Origin of the sequence: Vibrio qingdaonensis (assembly GCF_026191675.1) — a bacterium.
Classification (GTDB): domain Bacteria; phylum Pseudomonadota; class Gammaproteobacteria; order Enterobacterales; family Vibrionaceae; genus Vibrio; species Vibrio qingdaonensis.
The window spans coordinates 1-23,472 of record NZ_JAKRRY010000031.1; the positions used below are offsets into that span (position 1 = coordinate 1).

Annotated in this window: 22 protein-coding genes; 8 read left to right on the forward strand and 14 right to left on the reverse strand. The window is 43.9% G+C overall.

Annotated elements, in window-relative coordinates:
* Nucleotides 1–559: 559 nt before the first annotated feature.
* The 4 genes from MD535_RS18960 to MD535_RS18980 all read right to left on the reverse strand — a co-directional run bounded on the left by MD535_RS18960 (nucleotide 560) and on the right by MD535_RS18980 (nucleotide 3,466).
* Nucleotides 560–910, reverse strand: coding sequence for a RidA family protein (locus tag MD535_RS18960; protein ID WP_265676641.1), 351 nt, complete (start codon nucleotides 908–910; stop codon nucleotides 560–562).
* A 152-nt stretch (nucleotides 911–1,062) separates the two neighbouring features.
* On the reverse strand, nucleotides 1,063–2,133 hold the full coding sequence (locus MD535_RS18970) for a PIN domain-containing protein (RefSeq protein WP_102387252.1): 1,071 nt from the start codon (nucleotides 2,131–2,133) through the stop codon (nucleotides 1,063–1,065).
* 153 nt (nucleotides 2,134–2,286) lie between these two features.
* A complete protein-coding gene (locus MD535_RS18975) occupies nucleotides 2,287–3,087 on the reverse strand; it encodes a hypothetical protein (RefSeq protein ID WP_265676642.1) in 801 nt (266 codons plus the stop codon).
* 160 nt (nucleotides 3,088–3,247) lie between these two features.
* Nucleotides 3,248–3,466 (reverse strand): DUF6500 family protein, encoded by a 219-nt coding sequence (locus MD535_RS18980; RefSeq protein ID WP_265676643.1) that lies wholly within the window; start codon nucleotides 3,464–3,466, stop codon nucleotides 3,248–3,250.
* A gap of 308 nt (nucleotides 3,467–3,774) precedes the next feature.
* Between MD535_RS18980 and MD535_RS18985 the strand changes: the two genes are divergently transcribed.
* On the forward strand, nucleotides 3,775–4,740 hold the full coding sequence (locus tag MD535_RS18985; RefSeq protein ID WP_265676644.1) for an integron integrase: 966 nt from the start codon (nucleotides 3,775–3,777) through the stop codon (nucleotides 4,738–4,740).
* Nucleotides 4,741–4,807: 67 nt separating this feature from the next.
* Here the strand turns inward: MD535_RS18985 and rplT are convergent, their stop codons facing one another.
* From rplT to thrS, 4 genes are all read right to left on the reverse strand, one after another.
* Nucleotides 4,808–5,161 carry a 50S ribosomal protein L20 gene (gene rplT, locus MD535_RS18990; protein WP_004401084.1) on the reverse strand — a complete coding sequence of 118 codons (354 nt, stop codon included), beginning with the start codon at nucleotides 5,159–5,161 and terminating at the stop codon, nucleotides 4,808–4,810.
* Between the two features lie 41 nt (nucleotides 5,162–5,202).
* On the reverse strand, nucleotides 5,203–5,397 hold the full coding sequence (gene rpmI, locus MD535_RS18995) for a 50S ribosomal protein L35 (protein WP_250618111.1): 195 nt from the start codon (nucleotides 5,395–5,397) through the stop codon (nucleotides 5,203–5,205).
* A 115-nt stretch (nucleotides 5,398–5,512) separates the two neighbouring features.
* Complete coding sequence (gene infC / locus MD535_RS19000) at nucleotides 5,513–6,064, reverse strand: translation initiation factor IF-3 (RefSeq protein ID WP_265676688.1); 552 nt, start codon at nucleotides 6,062–6,064, stop codon at nucleotides 5,513–5,515.
* A 3-nt stretch (nucleotides 6,065–6,067) separates the two neighbouring features.
* Nucleotides 6,068–7,993 (reverse strand): threonine--tRNA ligase, encoded by a 1,926-nt coding sequence (gene thrS / locus MD535_RS19005; protein WP_265676645.1) that lies wholly within the window; start codon nucleotides 7,991–7,993, stop codon nucleotides 6,068–6,070.
* A 364-nt stretch (nucleotides 7,994–8,357) separates the two neighbouring features.
* Between thrS and MD535_RS19010 the strand changes: the two genes are divergently transcribed.
* The gene (locus tag MD535_RS19010) at nucleotides 8,358–8,561 is read left to right on the forward strand and encodes a hypothetical protein (protein ID WP_265676646.1); all 204 of its coding nucleotides are present in this window, start codon (nucleotides 8,358–8,360) and stop codon (nucleotides 8,559–8,561) included.
* A gap of 87 nt (nucleotides 8,562–8,648) precedes the next feature.
* Here the strand turns inward: MD535_RS19010 and fabV are convergent, their stop codons facing one another.
* From fabV to MD535_RS19035, 5 genes are all read right to left on the reverse strand, one after another.
* Nucleotides 8,649–9,851, reverse strand: a complete 1,203-nt coding sequence (gene fabV / locus MD535_RS19015) for an enoyl-ACP reductase FabV (RefSeq protein ID WP_265676647.1) — start codon at nucleotides 9,849–9,851, stop codon at nucleotides 8,649–8,651.
* Between the two features lie 218 nt (nucleotides 9,852–10,069).
* Nucleotides 10,070–12,352 carry an acyl-CoA dehydrogenase gene (locus MD535_RS19020; protein ID WP_265676648.1) on the reverse strand — a complete coding sequence of 761 codons (2,283 nt, stop codon included), beginning with the start codon at nucleotides 12,350–12,352 and terminating at the stop codon, nucleotides 10,070–10,072.
* A gap of 154 nt (nucleotides 12,353–12,506) precedes the next feature.
* Complete coding sequence (locus tag MD535_RS19025) at nucleotides 12,507–13,139, reverse strand: TetR/AcrR family transcriptional regulator (protein ID WP_265676649.1); 633 nt, start codon at nucleotides 13,137–13,139, stop codon at nucleotides 12,507–12,509.
* Between the two features lie 348 nt (nucleotides 13,140–13,487).
* Nucleotides 13,488–14,672 carry a D-alanyl-D-alanine carboxypeptidase family protein gene (locus tag MD535_RS19030; RefSeq protein ID WP_265676650.1) on the reverse strand — a complete coding sequence of 395 codons (1,185 nt, stop codon included), beginning with the start codon at nucleotides 14,670–14,672 and terminating at the stop codon, nucleotides 13,488–13,490.
* A 298-nt stretch (nucleotides 14,673–14,970) separates the two neighbouring features.
* Nucleotides 14,971–16,239, reverse strand: coding sequence for a sensor domain-containing diguanylate cyclase (locus tag MD535_RS19035; protein WP_265676651.1), 1,269 nt, complete (start codon nucleotides 16,237–16,239; stop codon nucleotides 14,971–14,973).
* Nucleotides 16,240–16,577: 338 nt separating this feature from the next.
* Between MD535_RS19035 and MD535_RS19040 the strand changes: the two genes are divergently transcribed.
* The 6 genes from MD535_RS19040 (at nucleotide 16,578) to MD535_RS19065 (ending at nucleotide 21,862) form a co-directional block, all read left to right on the forward strand.
* Entirely contained in the window at nucleotides 16,578–16,970 is a 393-nt protein-coding gene (locus MD535_RS19040) for a hypothetical protein (protein ID WP_279348327.1), read from the forward strand.
* A 285-nt stretch (nucleotides 16,971–17,255) separates the two neighbouring features.
* Nucleotides 17,256–18,446 carry an ABC transporter substrate-binding protein gene (locus MD535_RS19045; RefSeq protein ID WP_265676652.1) on the forward strand — a complete coding sequence of 397 codons (1,191 nt, stop codon included), beginning with the start codon at nucleotides 17,256–17,258 and terminating at the stop codon, nucleotides 18,444–18,446.
* A 6-nt stretch (nucleotides 18,447–18,452) separates the two neighbouring features.
* On the forward strand, nucleotides 18,453–20,159 hold the full coding sequence (locus tag MD535_RS19050) for an ABC transporter permease (protein WP_265676653.1): 1,707 nt from the start codon (nucleotides 18,453–18,455) through the stop codon (nucleotides 20,157–20,159).
* Complete coding sequence (locus MD535_RS19055) at nucleotides 20,125–20,775, forward strand: ATP-binding cassette domain-containing protein (protein WP_265676654.1); 651 nt, start codon at nucleotides 20,125–20,127, stop codon at nucleotides 20,773–20,775. Before MD535_RS19050 ends, MD535_RS19055 begins: the two co-directional genes overlap by 35 nt.
* Complete coding sequence (locus MD535_RS19060; protein WP_265676655.1) at nucleotides 20,768–21,409, forward strand: CDP-alcohol phosphatidyltransferase family protein; 642 nt, start codon at nucleotides 20,768–20,770, stop codon at nucleotides 21,407–21,409. Before MD535_RS19055 ends, MD535_RS19060 begins: the two co-directional genes overlap by 8 nt.
* A 108-nt stretch (nucleotides 21,410–21,517) precedes the next feature.
* A complete protein-coding gene (locus MD535_RS19065) occupies nucleotides 21,518–21,862 on the forward strand; it encodes a YajD family HNH nuclease (protein ID WP_265676656.1) in 345 nt (114 codons plus the stop codon).
* An 82-nt stretch (nucleotides 21,863–21,944) separates the two neighbouring features.
* Here MD535_RS19065 and gnd read toward each other — a convergent pair whose 3' ends face one another.
* On the reverse strand, nucleotides 21,945–23,393 hold the full coding sequence (gnd, locus tag MD535_RS19070) for a decarboxylating NADP(+)-dependent phosphogluconate dehydrogenase (RefSeq protein ID WP_265676690.1): 1,449 nt from the start codon (nucleotides 23,391–23,393) through the stop codon (nucleotides 21,945–21,947).
* Nucleotides 23,394–23,472 lie beyond the last annotated feature (79 nt).

Genomic DNA, 23,472 nt, shown 5'->3' on the forward strand with positions numbered 1-23,472 from the left:
TGCTAAGTGGCGCTGACGATTAACTTACCAAGCGCACTTAACTTCAAACCAAAACCGCCAAGCTTATGGCGTCCACTTGAGTAGTTTGTTAGTTGCCTACGCCCCTATTCTTTTATTTGCACCAAGGTGCTCATTGCTTGCCGCAAACTAAATTACTACCACCACGCCGTGCTTGATAGCTGACAGAACTGACATCTTTCGATTAATGCGAGTTGGCGCGAAAAAGACACCACCGAAGTCACTGAAAAACGGGTTGAGGAAGATGTCACTTCCGTTGCTCACGGACGGACACAAAAAGCAGTTCCGCGAAACCTCGAGGGCTAAAGCGAATGACGCTTTCACGCTGCCACCGGAAAGAAAGTTAAGCAGTGGGGCTTGTCACTGCATAGCTAAAGGGACAATGATTTGACCACTAAATTTCTAAGTGCAACTAACGCCCGCTTAAGTTGTGAGTTACGCACCACTGAAGCCAAATTTTAAACCGTAATCACCCAAACCAAAATTAACGCCAAAACCGCCAAGCGTTACGAATCAACTTGAAGCGTTTGTTAGCAGTGTTCTAACGTCTTACCGCCGTTACTGTGACTTCAATAAGTATGTCACCTTCTAACGCAACACCTAGGCACGCTCGCTGAGGCCAGTGTTCTGAGTTTTCACCCAACCACTCACACCAGACTTTATCCATTTTAGGTTTATCAGGCATATTCGCGATAAACACCTGTGCACTTACTATTTGAGTTTTATCAGAACCTAGCTCTTCAAGGTTTTGTTCTATCGTCTCTAGCGTCAGTTTAGTTTGACCTACTATGTCAAAAGAAGTGTCTGATGATGTTGCTACCGTCCATACCAAATCCTTATATGCTGAGGACTTATTTCTGCCTTGATAGACACCACACTTCCTTTCAATCATTGTGTTCTCCTTGAACTGCTAACGCCCTGTTAAGGTGTGAGCAACGCAATACCGATGCCGCCGCATACCACCTTAAACACTAAACGCAACGCAACGCATAGTAAAAATGCCACGCGTTGCGAATCACTCTTAAACAGTTTGTTAAATTTCAACTAATACCATTCTGACTGGTCATGCTCTTCAACATTTACCTCAATGCTATGCGCCTTAGGTATGTATAAGTCTACGATTTCGACGTCTTCTAACTCCCCTCCGACAAACTCATAGCTCAAGTTAAGCTCACAAATAAAGTCAAAAGGAATTACCTCTTCCCTTGTGGTTGAACCGAACGAATAGAAATGCCCATCTTCTTTGTCGTAAACACCGTTGGAAAAGTCTGGACCGATAACTGTCACATCTAGCTCAATGGTTAAGTCTAAAGCCAGCTGACACTCTTCGTCGCTTACATGAACAACGTTGATTTCAAAATCACCAACTTCTGAAACCGAAAAACTGTCAACCTCAGCGTCTTCCCAACTGGAGCTATTATATACGTCACTACCAGAGATATAATCTGAAACCTGCGCTTTGATCTCGTCTGTCTTTGATTCGATAAATTGCTTTACTTTTTCCGTTCGAGCATTTGTATGGAGGTTATAAATATCAAGTAGCTTTTCTAAACTATCAACTGCTATAAGTCTTTCATTTCCCTCACAATATGCTTTGAGATCTTTATCATCTGAAATGACGTACAGCTTTTCGCTTTCCTCTAGATATGTCTCTAGAGACAATAAAGAAATTGCATCGGGAAACTCAGACTTTTTCTTACCGTCACCGAAAGGAGCCTTTTTCTCAAAGTAGAGCTCTAATAGTTTTTCAGGGTCTATTTGATCTGCTTCAACATATTCATACTTACATTCTGTATTGAAGCTATGGAAAACTTCGTTTGCCTTACCATATACATCCTCTTCTCGAACATCAGCAAACAAGGAAGACAAACTTGGGTCGTCTATTGTGGACAGGATATGAGCTTTTCTTTTAAAAGACTGAAGTGACCCCAGCGCTTCCTTAATGGAGAGTTCAATTTTATTTTCAACCTCTCTTTCGACTACACTGGTCATCAGGTAGCGCAATTCTTCCTTTTGACAAAGCTCTTTCAACGATAAAAAAGAGATAGATTCAAAATTATAATTACTTTTTACGAAATACTGCGTATCTATAAATACATTTCTTGTTTCTAACATTCTGACACCTATGTCAATTTGAAATTTAACGCCTTGTTAATTGGTGAGAAAACGCTTCCACCAAACTTTGTATGACCACCTTAACCACCAATGCTGACCATTACAAAAGTGCCGAGCGTTTTTGAATCCAGTTGAACAATTTGTTATATGCATTTACCACTGAACGTAGTTACTGAGTACTTTTATTACCCAATCAAGAATTCCATTGATGATTAAGAGTGCAAAAGCAACAATAAGCCCGCCAACAAGGGTTTGCCACAGCCAATTCAGTGGTGAGCGTCCTGCCCTTGCAAACCTAACGTTAGGAAATATCTTATTAACCAAATTAAGAATTTGTTGATTGATGAACCCCCAAGCATTTGAGAAAACCAGAAATGTAAACAAAAAGGTAATAATAAATGCACTTTCAATTTTTACATAAGGGTACAATTTCAGAGCCATAACTAAACTAGCAACGAAGCCCAAGCCAACCCCAAACAATTGAATTAATAATTGAGTCCAGTTGTTGCGAATTTTACCGTTATGATTCTGAAATTTTTTGATAATCTCCAACAGCCCACAGAAAACTGAATCCACAAGGTCACCGTCATCTGAAGAGACTTGCAGGGTTGTGTTGTTGGGTTCATTGGAATCTAGACGTAACTCAATACTAGTGCCTTGCTGTTTGTTCGAGAATACAGCTCGATTGGAGTCTAGCGTAAAGATGACTCGTTCAACTCTTGTAGCCTGAGCATAATGCTTTTGTACATCGGAGAACTCTGTCAGTTTATAACCACGATTATCAAACCTAATAATGTAGTTCTGAAGTAAAACGTCTTCTTGAACTCCGCCTTTCTTTTCCAGTTGTTCGTTAGATGAGATGCACCTTTCAGCAAGAAAATCATTAACCTGCTGCAAAAGCTCTTCGTCTACAGTCACGTTCTTGATGAACTGATCTCGTAAAAATGTTCCCACTGAATTCTCCATTGCATATAACGCCTTGTTAAGTAGCAGCTAACTGCCACTGCACTCAAGCAAAGCCACCGTAATCACTAAACCCAATTCAAACCAAAATCGCCGACTGTTAGCTGTCTGCTTGAACAATTTGTTATGGCTTGGACTGTCAGCAAAGGCTTTACTGCCCTGCCTCAACCATTGTCTTTATCTTCTTGGCTTTCTCGAAATGATCAAGTTTGTGCTCTTGTATCCACCACGTCGCCGCTTCCATTAGCAACTCAGGGTCATCATTTTTGTTGGCGAAAAATGCGTAAAACGATACGCCTACGTTCTCACCCTTTTGATCTAGTTTCTTTTGGCAAACTTCAATGACTTTGCGTCTTAATGAGTCACGCATATTTGAAAACCTGTAAATAATAAATGGGATACTCGACAAATAACTCATTGCTGAATGTGAGTTTATTGATATTAAATCTCGAGAGCCATAACGCTTTATAGACGGACCTATTCCGCACTTTCTCGCACGCTACCGCCTTCTATAATCATAGAATTGGTCTATGTTAGAGTATTATTACTGAAAAATCAGTTAGCTAAGTAGTATTAAACTTGTTGCTCATCACAAAAGCTTGAATTTTTCCGTCTAAGTTCGGATCTTACGCCTAAACTGATAAACTGTATGTATAAACAGTACTTAAGGTAGTGCCGATGAAATCTCCTTTTATGAATTACATTCGTGAATTTATGCGTGCTAGGCATTATTCAGAGCGAACCATTGATGCTTACCTTACCTGGATAGTTCAATACATTGTCTACCATAACAAGAAGCATCCTCGCGATCTTAATAGCAAAGATGTAGAGGACTTTCTTTCATATCTAGTGACGAGTCGAAACCTAGCGGCTCGTAGCCAAGCTGTCGCTCTCAATGCTTTAGTATTCTTATATAAACACATAATTGGAAACCCGATTGAGTTAGATATTCAATTCAAAAAATCACATAAAGGAAAAAAACTGCCTACGGTTCTAACAACGAAGGAAGTCACAAAGCTATTAGAAAACATTCCCGCTAACTATTTGCTACCGACACAACTGATGTATGGCTCTGGACTGCGTTTAATGGAGTGTTTAAGGCTTAGATATCAAGATATTGATTTTGAATATGGTGCACTTAGGATATGGCGAGCTAAAGGTAATAAAAACCGTATTGTTACATTGGCTAAAGAGCTATTACCGGCAATCGAACTACAGCAAAAAAATGTCATGAAGCTTTGGCAGCAAGATCTTAAGCAAAAAGAATACTCAGGTGTGTTTTTACCTAATGCATTAGCAACGAAATACCCCAACTCTAACAAAGAACTTAACTGGCAGTATTTATTCCCTTCGCTACGATTGGCCGTTGATCCTGCATCAAAGCGGCTCTATCGTCATCATATTAATGAGACGAGCCTTCAAAAAGTCGTCAAACAAGCGGTAAAAAAGGCGGGTATCAGTAAGTCGGTAAGCTGTCACACTTTGCGACATTCCTTTGCAACTCACCTTCTCGAAAGTGGTGCAGATATTCGCACAGTTCAAGAACAACTTGGCCATACGGATATTAAAACCACCCAGATATATACTCATGTAGTGAATCGTGGCGCTAGTGGAGTAAAAAGCCCACTATCCAACTTACTGTAGGCAATAAAATTTAGGCAATAAAAAAGGAGAGCAAATGCTCTCCTTTATCAAAGATCTAAACTGCTAATTAAAGAGCAGCTTTCGCTTTTTCAACTAGAACTGCAAATGCAGCTTTGTCGAATACAGCGATATCAGCAAGGATCTTACGATCGATCTCGATAGATGCTTTCTTAAGACCGTTGATGAAACGGCTGTAAGATAGACCATTTTGACGAGAAGCCGCGTTGATACGTGCAATCCACAGTTGACGGAATTGACGTTTCTTGTTGCGACGGTCACGGTAAGCGTATTGACCTGCTTTAGTAACAGCTTGGAAAGCTACGCGGTAAACACGTGAACGTGCTCCGTAGTAACCTTTAGCTTGTTTTAGAACTTTCTTATGACGTGCACGAGCTTGTACACCACGTTTTACGCGAGGCATTATGTCTCTCCTAAACTAAACGATTGATAAACTAAAAAGAATTAAGCGTATGGCAACATACGTAGAACTGCAGCAACTTCACATTTAGGAAGAATTGCATTCGGACGTAGTTGACGCTTGTTCTTAGTAGTACGCTTAGTCAGGATGTGACGTTTACCAGCGTGCTTAAATTTGATACCACCAGCTGTTTTCTTAAAACGCTTAGCTGCACCTTTGTTGGATTTCATCTTAGGCATGATGAAGAACTCCGCATTGTTGAGTTAATTAAACAATAGTAATTAGGCGAATAAAACCCTACCGTTTCCTTCTTTAGAAAGGGACGGCAAGGTTATATTACTTGCAAGCCGTAAATTACTTCTTCTTAGGGGCCAACACCATGATCATCTGGCGACCTTCAATTCTCGTTGGGAAAGATTCGACTACTGCAAATTCTTCAGTATCCGCTTTCAAACGATGTAGAACGTCAACACCGATGTCTTGGTGAGCCATTTCGCGGCCACGGAAGCGAATTGTTACCTTCACTTTGTTGCCGTCTTCAAGGAAACCAGTCAGGTTGCGTAGTTTTACCTGATAGTCTCCAATATCAGTTCCAGGACGGAATTTTATTTCCTTAATCTGAACCTGTTTTTGCTTTTTCTTCTGCTCTTTAGCAGCTTTGCTCTTTTCAAAGAGGAACTTACCATAGTCCATCACACGACAAACTGGTGGCTCGGCGTTAGGGCTGATCTCTACGAGATCCATACCAGCTTCTACAGCTGCATCTAGCGCTTCTTGAATCAGAACGACACCAACAGGTTCACCATCTGCACCTGTTAGACGAACTTCACGAATGCCACGAATCTCACCGTTTAAACGGTGCTGGTTTTGTTTGGCCGGTTGTTGGCCACGTCTTCCGCCTTTAATAGGTTATTCCTCCAGATTGAGCTTACGGCTTGCGATTTCGGCTTGGATGTATGCGATAAAGTCATCCACTTTAAATTTACCTAAATCGTTGCCCTTACGAGTACGTACTGCAATTTCTCCAGCTTCCATTTCTTGGTCGCCACAAACAAGCATATACGGTACACGTTTCAAAGTATGTTCGCGGATTTTAAAGCCAATCTTCTCATTTCTCAAGTCCGCTTTGGCTCTAATTCCACTTTTTTGCAGTTTTTTCGTAATTTCTTGAACATATTCAGACTGTTTGTCAGTAATTCCCATAACAACAGCTTGCTCTGGAGCTAACCATGTTGGGAAGAAGCCTGCATATTCTTCAATTAGAATACCAATAAAGCGCTCTAGTGAACCTAAAATCGCGCGGTGAATCATAACTGGCGTGTGACGCTCGTTATCTTCGCCTACGTAAGTTGCCCCTAAACGCTCTGGTAGTGCAAAATCGAGCTGCACTGTACCACATTGCCAAGCTCGGTCCAAACAATCATGCAAAGTAAATTCAATTTTAGGTCCATAAAATGCACCCTCGCCTTCTTGAATCTCGTATGCGATGTCCATAGATTTAAGCGCAAGCTCTAAATCCGACTCTGCACGGTCCCACATTTCATCAGAACCAACACGTTTTTCAGGACGCGTAGATAGCTTAACAACGATATTGTCAAAACCAAACGTCTGGTATGTATCGTAGACCATTTCAATACAAGATTTCACTTCTTGCTGAACTTGCTGCTCGGTACAGAATACGTGTGCATCATCTTGTGTAAAGCCACGAACACGCATAATGCCGTGCAAGGCACCAGACGGCTCATTACGGTGACAAGAGCCAAACTCAGCCATACGCAACGGTAAATCACGGTACGACTTAAGACCTTGGTTAAAGATCTGTACGTGACCAGGACAGTTCATTGGTTTGATAGCGTATTCACGGTTCTCTGAAGAGGTCGTAAACATCGCTTCTGCGTATTTGTCCCAGTGGCCAGAACGCTCCCAAAGTACGCGGTCCATCATCAATGGGCCTTTTACTTCTTGGTAATCGTATTCTGTTAGCTTCTCACGAACAAAGACTTCAAGATCACGGAAGATAGACCAACCATTGTGGTGCCAGAACACCATACCCGGTGCTTCTTGCTGCATGTGGAACAAGTCCAGATGTTTACCAATTTTACGGTGGTCACGCTTCGCCGCTTCTTCTAGGCGTGTTAGATGCGCCTTCAGTGCTTTCTTGTCGTGGAATGCCGTACCATAGATACGTTGCAACATCTTGTTGTCGCTGTTACCACGCCAGTATGCGCCTGCTACGTTCAGCAGTTTAAAGTGCTGGCAGAAGCTCATGTTTGGCACATGTGGACCACGACACATGTCGATGTATTCTTCGTGATGGTATAGACCTGGACGATCATCTTTAGAGACGTTTTCATCCAAGATTTCAATTTTGTAAGTTTCGCCGCGGCTTTCAAATGCGTCGCGCGCTTCTTGCCAGCTTACTTTTTTCTTAACCACTTGATATTTGGTTTTAGCAAGCTCTTTCATGCGCTTTTCGATCTTCTCTATATCATCTTGTGTTAGAGATTCTTCTAGATCGATATCGTAATAAAAGCCATTGTCGATCGTAGGACCAATCGCCATTTTTACGTCTGGGTACAATTGCTTAATCGCATGTCCCAATAAGTGAGCACAAGAGTGACGAACGATCTCTAGACCGTCTTCGTCTTTTGCCGTGATGATTTCTAGGCTTGCATCATTTTCGATGAGATCACAAGCATCTACACGTTCGCCATCTACACGGCCAGCAATGGTTGCTTTCGCTAAACCAGGACCAATAGAAAGGGCAACATCTAGAGTAGAAACAGGGGCATCAAATGAACGCTGACTGCCGTCAGGAAGAGTAATTACAGGCATGTATAATCCTATTACAGTGGTCTTGCACACCAAGCAAGACTTGCATTAATGATTAACAACCTTACGCAGGGTAAGACTGTCACTATTTATAGAGAGAGTTGCGGTATTGAGTGCAAATACAGATGCACGCTTTAGCGCAGTGCGACATTGTAACTAATGAGTGTTAAATAACAATCGAATTCTATCTCTCGTCACATTTTTACTGTCCGGCGTCTTCATATGACGAGTCAATGACATAATAATGAAGATTGAATTACCAACCAGTTTTCCTATTATTAGTAGTGTAAGCGTTTTAATAGTGTGAGCGTTAAACGTCTTTGGCAACGCCTTACCCATTCAAGTAAACGGCATTTAGGTGAACAGTATGGATACTTTAGATTATTACGTCAGACTCAATAAAAACGGCCACGCCAATGTCTATCGCGATGGACACCTTCTACTAGGAAGTGAAGTGATTGAAATTGATAACATGCACGATGAAAACAACCATTTCAACTCAGAAGCAACGGCGATTATTCAACTGGCGAACGGACAGCGACTCGATGATATTAAGGTGCACGGCGAATAAGGTGAATGCTGAATAAGGTACATAGCGAATAAAAAAGAAGGAAGCACTAGGCTTCCTTCTTCGGTTTTATACTCGCCAATTCACTATTTATAGGTCGATAACGTCAAACTCTACAAGTGGAGAGATATCCGCTTCATAGTCTACGCCTTCCACACCAAAGCCAAATAGCTTCAAGAACTCTTCTTTGTACTCAACGTAATCCGTTAGCTCTTTCAAGTTTTCAGAAGTAATCTGTGGCCATAGTGCCTCACAGTGCTTCTGAATGTCTTCGCGCAGTTCCCAGTCATCAAGGCGCAGACGGTTTTTGTCGTCTACTTCAGGTGCTGTACCATCTTCTTTATATAGACGCTGTGAGAACATACGGTGGATCTGTTCCATACAACCTTCATGAATACCTTCTTCGCGCATCTTCTTAAAGACCATCGCGATATATAATGGCATAACAGGGATTGCTGAACTTGCTTGAGTCACAACAGATTTAAGCACAGCAACGTTTGCACTGCCGCCCTTTTCTGCAAGCTTAGCGTTTAGCTCAGACGCTGCGCGGTCTAAGTCCATTTTCGCTTTACCCAATGCGCCTTCCCAGTAGATTGGCCACGTTAGCTCTGTACCAATGTATGAGTAAGCGACAGTCTTACAGCCATCAGCCAAGACACCAGCATCAGACAGTGCGTTAACCCACAATTCCCAATCCTCGCCACCCATAACGGTAACAGTATCTTTGATCTCTTCTTCTGTTGCAGGCTCAACGCTTGCTTCAATAATCGTGTCAGAGTTAGTGTCAACCGCGGTAGACGTGTACGTCTCGCCAATTGGTTTTAGCGATGAACGAATTAGCTCACCGGTATCCGGTAACTTACGCACTGGCGATGCTAGTGAGTAAACCACCATATCAATTTGACCAAGGTCTTCTTTAATCAGATCGATAACTTTTTGTTTTGCTTCGTGAGAGAAGGCATCACCGTTAATGCTTTTTGCATACAGGCCTTCTTCTTTCGCCAACTTTTCAAATGCTGCCGAGTTGTAGTAACCCGCAGTACCTGGCTTGCGCTCAGTCGCTGGCTTTTCGAAAAATACGCCGATTGTTGACGCACCACCACCAAATGCCGCAGCGATACGAGAAGAAAGGCCGTAACCACTAGAAGAACCAACGACAAGTACACGCTTTGGTGCATTAGCGATTGGGCCTTGCGCTTTGGTATAAGCAATTTGTTCTTTTACGTTAGCTTCACAACCTACTGGGTGAGTAGTAGTACAGATAAATCCACGAATTCGGGGTTTGATGATCATATTCAGTTCCTCAAAAAATCCTTGTTAGGATAAAAGGTTCAAAGACAAATCGCATCTTATTTCTGTCAAAACCCCTTAATTTCCTAAGTGGTTGGAGCACTTTCAGAGCAAAAGCCTCTTTTATTGAGATCAAAAGAAGAGCGCATAAGCGCCCTTCTTTGGTTAACTTGTTACGTTTTATCCTGCTGAACGAAATGATGCTCGGCAGGAGTCAGTGATTAGGCCACACTATTTAACTTCGGTTTATTTTCACTGTGTGTTCTGACCTCACTCAAATCGTGGCTAAAGTGGTCCACTTGAATCGCTTTATAGCGCAAAGCATCAGCTGCGTTGATTTTATCGACTTCCTCTTGCGTCAACACCCCCGCTTCCAATGCTTGAGCCAAGCGCTCGTTGAGCAAACCTTTTTTCGCCACTTTGCCCGCTTTGACGCCTTTGAATAACTTCTTCTCTAGGTCTTGAATGTTAAACATCGCAATGAAAGCGTTTTCCATCAACCCAATTTTGTCATCTTCTTTAGGTCCGATGTAACAAAGTTGAGTTAATCGATCACGCTGCGCACCCGGAATCATCATCGCTTTGGCGATATTCAGACCAATATCATCCGACGGTTTTTCAAAGTGATTACCAATTGGGAATAACAATCCTTTTAAAGTACGTCCTGCCCAACGTGCCGGGAAGTTGCGATACGCTTCATTCAAAGACGTCGCGGCATGATGCATACAGTGCTGAACCGCATAGTGGACAAAGTCTAGATCCGCACGCTGACGACCATCATCTTCATACTTTTTCAACGCCGCAGAAGCCATGAACAAATACGCCAATCCATCACCTAAACGCGCTGAGATCGTCTCTTTTCGTTTTAGGTCACCACCAAGCGTTAGCATGGCAAAATCCGCACTTACCGCTAAGGCTTTGCTAAGCCTTGTCAGATCTTTATAGTAGCGCTTCGTTGGGCCACTCATGTACGCCCCAACAAAAGCGGAGCCTGTTAACGCCGCACCAAATGCGCCAAAGGTATTTTTCGTCGCGTGGCCAATGTGCTTGAATAGTAACTTATCAAAGTCCGCCGACCCCTGCTTTTCATCTGGGTTTGCTGCCGCTTCCATCTCTTTTAACACGTAAGGATGACAACGTGTGGCACCTTGACCAAAGATCATTAAGTTACGGGTTAAAATGTTCGCCCCTTCCACCGTAATGGCTACTGGGATCCCAAGATAGCTGGAGGCTAAATAGTTCATAGGGCCATCTTGAATCGCTCGCCCTGCATGAATATCCATGGAGTCATTTAGAATGGTACGCGCCATCTCCGTCATGTGGTATTTCGCAATCGCAGTGACAATGCCTGGCTTTTCACCCATATCAAGCGAAGTTGTGGTCATGGTACGCGTGGCTTCAAGCAGGTACGTCAAACCGCCAATACGGCCCATGGCCTCTGCCACCCCTTCAAACTTACCAATCGACATGCCAAATTGCTTACGCACATAGGCATACGCCCCGGTCGTTCGTGTTGTAAGGTGACCAATTGCCGTGCCCAATGCTGGCAATGAAATACCACGCCCTGCTGACAAACATTCCACCAGCATACGCCATCCACGACCTGCGTAATCAGCGCCGCCAATCAGCCAATCCATAGGAATAAATACATCGTTACCACGTGTTGGACCATTCATAAAGGCAAGATGAATAGGATCATGGCGCTCACCAATTTCCACCCCTTTATGGTTTGCTGGAATCAAAGCACAGGTAATACCTAAATCTTCTTTCTCACCCATCAGTTGGTCAGGATCATGAAGTTTAAAGGCTAAGCCTAATACCGTCGCAACAGGGGCAAGGGTGATGTAGCGCTTGTTCCAGTTAAGGCGGATACCAAGTACTTCTTTACCTTCATGCTCGCCATAACACACAATACCTTTATCTGGGATACCACCCGCATCGGAGCCAGCTTCTGGGCCCGTCAATGCGAAACACGGAATATCCGTTCCGTCTGCAAGACGTGGTAGCCAGTAGTCTTTTTGCTCTTGTGTTCCGTAATGGGACAATAGCTCACCAGGGCCCAACGAGTTAGGAACCATTACCGACACAGCCGCACTAATGCTTCGCGTTGCAATTTTGGTCACTATCGTTGAGTTCGCTAATGAAGAAAATTCACGACCGCCATATTCTTTGGAAATAATCAGTGAGAAGAAACGTTCTTTGCGTAAAAAGTCCCACACGTCTTTCGGAAGATCACGATCTTCCGTGACAATTTTATAGTCATCAAGCATCGCCAGTAGCGTTTCAAGCTCGTTGTCCATAAACGACTGCTCTTCCGCCGTTAGAGAAGGCTTGGGGTATTGATGTAGTGTTTTAAAATTAGGCGTTCCAGAGAACAGCTCACCATCCCACCAAACACTGCCCGCTTCCATGGCCTCACGCTCTGTTGCGGATAGTGGTGGCAGTACTTTTTTAAACATTTTAAACGCTGGGTCACTTACCCATTTTCTTCTTAGAGAGCTCATGTTACCTATCCTTTTGTTCACAATTTGTCTTGTTTTTAAAATAATTATTTAGGGTACAAACTTTGAGGTACAGCCCTTTCAACCATGGTTGAAAAAGGGAAACACGTAAACAATTGTCGAGTTCAAAATAAAAAACTCAAGTTAACCATCTTGGCTATTCAGCAGCGACACCTGCAGCCAAGTACGGAATAATTTGATCGATGATCACTTCGGCATCGACATTTCTTTCAAATGAACTGTATGCTATTTCTGAAAGGGCTTGACTTGAAGCCATAGTAAAAACACACGTTCCTAGGGTGAAATGCAACCGCCAAAACAGCGTTTCGGGGGTTAACTGAGTATTCGCCTTTAACACCGATTGAGTAAACATTGCCAAGGTTTCGGTGTAACGCGTGGTAATAAACCAGCGTAAATGCCCTTGAACATCGGTATAGCCACGACCCACTAACAACATGAAGCGACTGGCGCCATTCGGCTTTACTTGATTCAAACTCAACAACGGCTGCTTCAGTGCAACAAACACTTCTTCCATCGTGTACGTGTCGCGATCATTAAGCTCATACAACGCTTTTTCTACTGCTGGCATAAAGGCTTCTAGATAACGATTCAATACCGCTCTTACTAACGTTTTTTTATCACCGAAATGATAGTTGACCGATGCCAAGTTCACATTCGCTTTGCTGGTAATCGTACGCAGGGATGTGTCGTTAAAGCCCTGTTCGGCAAACAATACCTCGGCTACATCTAAGATTTTGTCTTTGGTGGTTATCTTTGCCATTTCAATCATCCGTATAAAACATATGTTTGAATATACCCCCGCAACAGCAATATAACAAGTGATTAACATCAAAGAATTCAAAACTGGTTAGACCAGCGGTAAAAAAGGTCACGGAACATCAAACGGTTACAAAAAGAAATTTGTTTGATTTTTTTGAAAGGAAAAGGGAACTAACGCAAAAGAGGGGGGTCTATTATTATGCAGTCAGTAATGAACCGATGAACACATTTCCACTGATTTTTCATTACTGGCGGCAATGCTGCTTTTTTCTTATAAACTCCTATATTTGTATGTGCCCAAACCACACTTGGTTTGGGCTTTTTTTTGGTTCCAGATTTTTATTTTACGGTGAAATTGTTAGCCCTCCCACAATGATTTAGTATCTGAAAACAACGACTTAAACCAAAGAACCACCGTATCAATGAGACGTGTAAAAAACGAACCTTGCTCAATACTCGACTTCGCTACGAGCGGCTCCGTCATGATCTCTTCAACGCCCACTCGCCACGTCACACTGCCAACAATATCGCCTTGTTTTACTGGTGCGATAAGCGGCGCATAGATCTCCACTTCTTTCGACAGCTCTCTGCCTTTCCCTCGCACATACGTGGCGTAGACATCTTGTTCAAAGCCGACCGAGAGATTCTTGCCCTCGCCTTTCCAGATTCGGACCGAGCGCTCATCACTATCGGCTACCGCCAACTGGTCGGTTTCATAGAAGCGGAAACCGTAATTAAGCAACTGTCTGGACGCCTCTACTCGCGTTTGTTTACTTGGCGTCCCCATCACAACAGAAATCAATCGCATCTGCCCTTCTGTCGCAGAGCTAACCAAACTGTAACCAGCCTCTGATGTATACCCCGTTTTCCCGCCGTCCACATTGAGTGAGTTGTCCCACAATAAACGGTTTCGGTTATATTGCTTAATATCCGCCCAAACAAAGCGTTTTTCCGAGTACAGCTCGTAAACCTCTGGTACGTCTTCAATGATACGTTGCATCAAGATGGCCATATTTTGTGGCGTAGTATGAATCCCTTCACCATCAAGTCCGTGGGCGTTGATAAACTCTGTACTGCTCATTCCCAGCGACAGTGCCCATTGATTCATTAATGCGACAAAACCACTCTCTGTGCCCGCTACGTGTTCAGCTAACGCAACAGCGGCGTCGTTACCAGATTGTATGATCAGTCCTCGCATCAAATCTGCTACTGTGACGTTGTCACCAGGCTTAATGAACATTTTGGACGAATCTGGGAATTTTACCGACCACGCATTTTCACTCACGGCGACTTTACTGTCCCAAGATGTTCGCCCTGATTCAATTTCTTTGCCCACGACGTAAGCCGTCATCAGTTTTGTCAGGCTTGCAGGTGCTAACGCTCCATCTTGATTCTTACCCACTAAAATTGCGCCAGATTGGTAGTCCATCAGCACATAGCCTTTCGCATTTAATGTTGGTGGGTTTGGTGTCACCAACGCATAAGCGGTAGCAGACGAACACAAAGTCATAGATGCTAATAGCAGTGACAATGATTTATTCATCTCACTTACTCCTTAAATTATGGTTGCTCCACTGGTTTTCGATAGAGGAAATGCGGCATCGCTTGATGTTATAAAGTCATCGAGTTCTGAATGGAGCAGATAAATGAGTCCCCTCTCATCAAATTAGTTGAAAATCAGTTATTTCACATGGTTTTTTTGTAAGATTTATTACGACGTCAAGTGTTGGAAAAATGCGAAGAGACAAAGTAGCAGGGTTTAGGTCGGCGCTAGAGAAAATGGCGTGCTTTCGTGGAATGAAATCACCCAAAGAAAACATTTTAAGCTAGGTGCAACGATCTTATTGGCAATCTAAGTACGCAATCGCCGAGCCAGCCTGCTTTTTAGCTAAATACATGGCTCTGTCCGCTATCGCAATCGCATCTGTTGTGCACCACTGCGACTCTTTACACAGCGTCACACCAATACTTAAGCTCACATCAATCTCTTTACCGTCACTGGTCTTAAAGCGGTGAGAAAAAACTTGTAACAAATGTTCAGCGATACTTCGAGCATGGGGCTGGTTTTTAATTCCTTTCATCACAACAAGAAATTCATCGCCTCCTAGCCTCGCGATAATGTCTGACTGACGAGTAAAATCATTAATTCGTCGCGCCAATTCTATTAGGATTTCGTCGCCCGTCGTATGACCATATTGATCATTGATAAATTTGAAATTATCGACATCCAAATAAAGAAAGGCTATCGATTGAGTAAAGCTTTCGCTATCGTTGATGAGGGTTTGCAAACGGCGATCAAGTAATCGACGGTTAGGTAAGTTAGTTAATGGATCTAGGTTCTGCTCTTCGATAACTTTCATCTCTCGGGCTTTGCGCTCCGAGATATCCCTAACCACCGCCAATAAGTAACAAGACCCATTATGCTCTACCATATTGACACTTGCTTCTACAGGTAGCTCGGTACCATCTTTTCTTCTATGCGTCGCTTCAATATATTTGTTGCGCTCTACCTTCATGCTAGATACATGATCTTTCCATGACAAAGAGGGAGTAAACAACGGATTAATGTCTGGCACGCTTAAACGCAGCATTTCAGCCTTAGAGTAACCTAAGCGCTGATAGGCGAGCTCATTACAGTTGAGAATTTGTCCTGAGGCGGGGTCCACCACATAAATGGCATCGTTTGACTTGAGTACCAGTTGCTCCAATAGCAGCTCGCCAGCCTGAGACTGACGTTCGATTGATAGATCACGAATTTGAGCGATAAACTGCGTCACCAAACCATCCTCATCGCGCTGGGCTACAATACAAAGCAACGCATAAATAATATGCCCTTGCTTATGTTGGTAACGTTTTTTAATCTCTACCGCTTCATTAGGATGCTGGTCGAGTTTTCTACGAATAACCTTATTAAGCTCTCTATCATCTGGATGAGTAATCACGACGTGATCAGACATAATTTCAGTTCGGGTATAACCCAATAGACTCAGCAGCGCTTGATTAACATAGTCAAGCTTACCTGACGAGTCGGTGATGATCGTCGGTACTGACGTTACATCAAATAGTTTCAATATTGCACTATTCAAATTGAGTGTACTCTTATCAATCACTTCCTTATCACCTCTTACGGCATCCGTTCCGCATCTATCGGCTTAAACTTACATGGCTCAAACTGACTGACATTTAATGCTCTCGTGCTCATCACATTTTAATGTTTGACTAACTGTCCTGTTGGTTAACTGCCGACGTAAAAGATATCGACATAAATAAACCGTAATCTTCTATATTGAAGCGTGTATTTCATAAAATTCGAATCATTGGCTTGCCATTATTTACAAATTACTCAAAATTGAGACAGATCAAACTCCTGTTTGATTACTCATTTCGAGGCATATATTCCACGTTCCTTATGCAATAGCATCGCGCCTCTCCTATTCTTGGGCTCGCTATGCACACTCAAACAGACCACAAAATCAATATTGTTAATCAGCAACTTAACAATAAAGCCAATCATAACGCGGCCACCAGTACGCTTATTTCTTGCAAGCCCAGCATTTGTCGTAAGCCCAACTTAGCCGAGGCGACTAAAACGCTCATTACTCAAGTAAAAGCTGAACTGCCGCTATACGATGAGTCCACATTCAAATGTGGCCCTGATAACTCATGCATAGGCTGTCCCAAAAAACTATTGGAATTGGTTGAAACGGAAGTGAGTTATTGGGAGTCAGCACTAGATCGCGGCATCACACCCAATTTTGAAGAACTGCGTCGTTTTGGAAAACTGTGCCACAGCGTCAGACGCGGTCTCATGCGTAATGGACTGGTTAAAAATAACAATTAGCCTAACCATTAAAATGCCGTGAAATGATCACGGCATTATAGTCTACCCAATCTCATCTCCCACTGTACAAACGTGCTTTCACTCATCTCTGCTATAAATAAACAATATCATTGAAATTTATTCCAATTTTGTCCGGTCGAGTGTCATAAGCTTCATGATTTTTAAGAATTTTGCGTGTGTGTTGATCTGAAAGCAAACTCACTATTGATTCTGACACACTAACCTTTAGTATCTTTTAGTAACAATTCGGCATGGTTTGCCACCCTATTCACAATGGATGATAAAATGAATAAAAAGACATTCAGCAGTTTTGCATTGAGCACTATCCTCGGTCTTGCGCCTTTTCAACTCTACGCACAAGATACCAATACATCGCAAAGCAATTCCTCCGATATCAGCTGGAGCGCGGTAGTAAAAGAAGCGAAGGGACAGACAGTCTACTTCCATGCATGGGGGGGGAGCCAAGAAATCAACCGCTATTTGCAATGGGCTGGGCAACAAATCCAACAGCAATATGGTGTCACATTTAATCATGTTAAAGTCACGGATATCGCTGAAACCAGTGCGCGATTATTAGCCGAGAAAGCCGCAGGGAAGAATAAAAACGGCAGTGTTGATATGGTGTGGATCAATGGCGAGAACTTTAAGTCCATGAAAGAAAATGCACTTCTTCATGGTCCGTTTGTCACATCACTACCAAGTTGGCAATACGTCGATAAATCATTGCCTATCGATGTTGATTTTTCAGTACCAACCGACGGACTTGAAGCACCTTGGGGTGTGGGTCAACTGGTTTATATCCATGATACAGCGACGCTCAACAATCCACCAACTTCATACTCAGAAATGCTCAACTACGCACAAGCGTATCCCGGCAAACTCAGCTACCCTAAACCACCAGAGTTCCATGGCACCAGCTTCTTAAAATCATTACTGATTGAGTTAACTGAAAATGATCCGTCTTTAGCAAAACCTGTTGCGGAGGCGGACTTTGCCGGCGTCACTCAACCACTATGGGCGTATCTCGACGCATTTCATAAGGTCGCATGGCGTGGCGGCAAACAATTCCCGGCAGGTACCGCTGAAACGCTACAGTTGCTTGATGATGGGCAACTTGATTTAGCGATTACGTTTAACCCCAATGCGGTTTTTTCTGCTCAAGAAAGCGGCACATTAAGCGAAACCACCGCCGCCTACGCTTTCGATAATGGTGCACTATCTAACATTCACTTTCTTGCAATTCCATGGAATGCAAAGGCACAAGCAGGCGCACAGGTTGCCATCAACTTCCTACTCAGCCCAGAAGCACAGTCTCGCAAGGGTGACATTACCGTATGGGGCGACCCTTCAGTGCTAGAAACGCAGTATTTACAAGGCTCCGCTGCCAAAAGTCAGCAATTCAAGTCGGTAGCAGAACCGCATCCAAGTTGGCAAGCCGCTCTCGAACAAGAGTGGCTAAAGCGTTATGGTAGCTAGTTCACGATGCTAAGACTGTTGTACGGCCTATTAGTCGTTGTCTGCATACTACCAACCATACCCGGATTGCTGGGTGTGGTGGTGGCATCACTTGGCTACATTCCACCATTGAACCTGCATGCATTTTCTTTGGATGGATTTAGCCAAGTATTCGCCTGGCAAGGCGTTGAAACGTCGCTATTGCTGACCTTATTCACGACACTCGTCAGCAGCTACCTTGCCTGCGCGTTGACCTTTTTTATCTTAGAGTCCTGCTGGAATCGTCCAATCTGGAACAAAATCGAACTGGCACTGTCTCCGCTGCTTGCTATGCCGCATGTGGCTTTCGCCATCGGGTTCGCGTTTTTATTTGCGCCAACTGGATTTGGTATTCGCATGCTCATCGAGTTTTTCGACATCAACCTACATTCCGACGCCGAGGCTCGCGCTTGGCTTATTAAAGACCCATATGGTGCGGGTCTAACGCTCATGCTGGCCTTAAAAGAAGTGCCTTTTCTACTCCTAATGAGTATCCCTATTGTTAAACAGCTTAAAGTTCAGGAAACGATAAAAGTCGCGTCGGCGTTAGGCTATCGTCATCATGTGACATGGTGGAAGGTCATCATGCCTCAATGGTTTAACAAAATGCGTTTCCCCATACTTGCCGTCATCGCATACAGTTTATCCGTCGTTGATGTGGCATTAGTACTTGGTCCAACTAACCCACCGACCTTTGCCGTACTGGTTTGGCAGTGGTTCAATGACCCCGATCTACAGCTGTTGCCTCGCGCTTCAGCAGGCGCCGTCATGTTATTTATGATGGCGTCACTTTTTATCCTGCTAGCCAGACTAATCGAACACGCAATCTGCAGCTATGCAAAGCAATGGCAATATTCTGGGCGCAAGGCGCCTCGCCTCCCCGGCAGAGCGATTATTCTAGCCATCATCACGCTTTCGCTTACCATTGTTCCGCTTATAATCACTTGGAGCTTTGCCCTGCGGTGGCGCTTTCCTGATATTTTACCAAGCCGTTTTACCTTACGATTTTGGCAATATGAATGGCACGGTGTACTCGACGTTTTGTCGCAAAGTTTATCCATCGCTTTGGTCTCTGCCACTCTTGCCCTTTTCTTTGCAGTGATTGGCCATGAATATCGACTCCGTTATCGATGGCAAATCCCGGGGTATGTCATTGCCATCCCTATGCTGATTCCACAGTTAAGCATTTTGTTCGGATTACAAATTATGACGCTGGTTGTCAGCGATGGCAGTTACGCATTCTGGGTCTGTTGGTCTCATGTGTTTTTTGCTTTTCCCTTTGTGTATCTTTCATTAGATGGCCCCTGGCGCAGTTACAATGAAAAATTAACTCAAGTGTCACTAAGCCTTGGCAAGGGCCCTGTTTACACCTGGATGCACGTAAAACTGCCACAGTTACTGCCTGCCATCATCTTTGCTTGGGCAGTTGGAATGAGTGTCAGTTTAGCTCAATACCTGCCAACACTGGTTCTCGGGGCGGGGCGCATTTCTACCGTCACCACCGAAGCGGTTGCGCTGTCGAGCGGTTTTGACCGCCGTGTCACCGCCATTTATGCGCTTTTCCAAGCCCTGCTTCCACTACTCTTTTTTACTCTGGCCATACTGGTCAGTCGGTTAAATACTCGTTATCGAAAGGTTCGAGTAAAAGGATTACGACTCAATGACGCTTTCTCTAGAAAACCTCACCATCTGTAAGAGTGATGGCGAGGTGCTGTTTTCTAATTGCAACATCTCGATTCAACCGGGAGAAATTGTGACCTTAATGGGCCCGAGTGGTTGTGGGAAATCAACGCTGCTCGATGCTGTCGCTGGGCACCTAAGTGCTGAATTCACATACACTGGACGCGTTATTCTAAACGATCAGGCTATGGATGCTCTCGCTCCCCATGAAAGGCGTGTCGGCATATTATTTCAAGATGATCTGCTATTCCCTCACCTTAATGTTTGGGAAAACTTGGCATTTGCACTTCCCAATGCAATAAAAGGCAAAGACCGCAAAAAAGAGGCATTAAGCGCGCTTAACGCCATAACGCTGACACAACTTGCCCACCATTACCCTGAACAGTTATCAGGCGGCCAACGCGCGCGGATCAGCTTAACAAGAATGTTGCTTGCAAAGCCAAAAGTCGCGCTACTTGACGAGCCTTTTAGTAAACTTGATAAGGCGTTACGCAGCCAATTTCGAGACTGGGTGGTCACGCAATTACATGACGCCAATATTCCCGCGTTAATGGTTACTCACGACAAGGACGACATTCCATTAAATAGTCGAGTCTATACTTGGCCATGGGAGGCTCACACACATGCTTGATAGACTCAGTATTAAGGTTATACGCTGGCCGTTGTCAAAATGCGCCGACGCACTCAATCATTTCGATATCACGGCAAATCAGATCACCCTGTTCGGCTTTGCTCTCGGCTGTCTAGCCTTCCCCGCCTTGGCATTGGAACAGTATACTGTCGCACTGATGTTCATCTTACTCAATCGGATCTGTGACGGGTTGGACGGCGCACTCGCACGTATTCAAGGTATCTCGGATGCGGGTGGTTTTCTCGATATTAGCCTCGATTTTTTGTTTTATTCTCTCATCCCTTTCGGATTTGTTGTTGCCAACCCTGAAAGCAATGCCATCGCTGGCGCGTTTCTTATTTTCTCTTTTATCGGTACTGGTTCAAGCTTTTTGGCGTTTGCTGTAATGGCAGGAAAACAGGGCATAGAAAACCCAGTTTATCAGCACAAATCCTTATACTATATGAGTGGACTAACCGAAGGCACTGAAACCATTGCTTGCTTCGTGCTGTTTTGTTTATTCCCACAACATTTTGCCATTATTGCTTATGCTTTCGGCTGCGCTTGCTGGTTTACCACATTCACTCGTATTTACTCCGGATTTCACACGCTTAAAGACCCAAAGAGCCAAGTCCCAGAGAATAAAAAAAGCTAAGAATAATCAGCAATAATGAGATGGGGCTAACGGTGACATCGCCTCAATCCTGCATTAATATGATAAAATTAACGTTAGTATTAACATTGAAAAAACGAAGGATTTACTATGTCTTCTGATTACACGGGTTCTAGCTCGGCGTATGCACGCCAAGAAAGCGGCTACCGCGAAAAAGCATTAAAGCTCTACCCATGGGTATGTGGTAACTGTGCTCGTGAGTTTGTTTATTCAAACCTTCGTGAACTTACGGTTCACCATAAAGATCACGACCATACGAACAATCCCAACGACGGCAGCAACTGGGAACTCTTGTGTCTGTATTGCCACGATCATGAGCACTCAAAGTACACCGACCACGACCGTTACGGCAGTGAAGTCAAACCGGGCCAAGATGAGCATGAAGGTGCCACTCATAACCCGTTCGCTGATTTAGCGAAAATGATGAAAAAGTAAGGTAGATACCATACTAAAAAACGAATAGTAGATAATAAAAAAGGATACCAGTCGGTATCCTTTTTTTACTTAGAGAGGCTTGTTAAACGTCGTATGTCGTTGACGCTGTATCGCCACCAGTACCGGTCCAGTTTGTGTGGAAGAACTCACCACGTGGACGGTCTGTGCGCTCGTAAGTGTGAGCACCGAAGTAGTCACGTTGAGCTTGCAGAAGGTTCGCTGGAAGACGAGCGGTTGTGTAACCGTCTAGGAACGAAAGTGCAGAGATAGTACATGGCATTGGGATACCAGACTCTAGTGACTTCGCAGAAACCTTACGCCACGCTGCTAGGCTGCTTTGTAGGATGTTCTTGAAGTACTCATCAGAACCTAGGAAGGCGATGTCTGGGTTTGCTTCGTACGCATCACGGATGTTGCCTAGGAAAGCAGAACGGATGATACAACCGCCACGCCACATTAGCGCAACGTTACCGTAGTTTAGATCCCAACCATTTTCGTTCGACGCTTCACGCATTAGCATGAAACCTTGAGCGTAAGAAATAATTTTAGAAGCCAGTAGTGCTTGGCGTAGTGCATCAACCCACTCTTGCTTGTCGCCTTCAACTGGAGTGATTGTCTTCTCAAACAATGCTTCAGCTTCAACACGTTGGTCTTTCAGTGCAGATAGACAACGAGAGAATACAGACTCAGAGATTAGTGTTAGAGGAATACCTAGATCTAGTGCGTTAATACCCGTCCACTTACCGGTACCTTTTTGGCCAGCAGTGTCGAGGATCTTCTCAACTAAAGCTTCGCCGTCTTCATCTTTGTAGCCAAGGATGTCAGCTGTGATTTCAACTAGGTAGCTGTCTAGCTCAGTCTTGTTCCAGTCAGCGAATACTGCTTGCATCTCGTCAGCAGACATACCTAGGCCATCTTTCATGAACTGGTATGCTTCCGTGATAAGCTGCATGTCACCGTATTCGATGCCGTTGTGTACCATCTTAACGAAGTGGCCTGCACCGTCGTTACCAACCCAGTCACAACAAGGCTCACCAGCGTCAGTTTTTGCAGAGATACCTTGGAAGATTGGCTTAACCGCTTCCCAAGCTTCAGCCGCACCACCTGGCATGATTGAAGGACCAAAACGTGCACCTTCTTCACCACCAGATACACCAGTACCGATAAAGTGAATACCTTTCTCACGACAATGCGCGACACGGCGGTTGGTATCTGGGTAGTTAGTGTTACCACCATCAATGATGATGTCACCCTTGTCTAGAAGCGGGATTAGGTTTTCGATGAACGTATCTACAACGTCACCAGCACGGACCATAAGCATCACTTTACGTGGCGCTTCTAGCTTCTCAACTAGCTCTTCTAGAGAGTAAGCACCAACAATGTTCGTCCCTTTCGCAGGACCTTGTAAAAATTCATCAACTTTGGCAGCAGTACGGTTATGCGCCACAACTTTAAAGCCGTGATCGTTCATGTTTAGGATAAGGTTCTGACCCATTACGGCCAAACCAATAACACCAATATCACCTTTCATCATTCTCTCCATCAATTCGGCAACTTAACTTGCTGCGATTAAGTTTTATTTAACTTCATACAACCAAAGCAAACGGCTC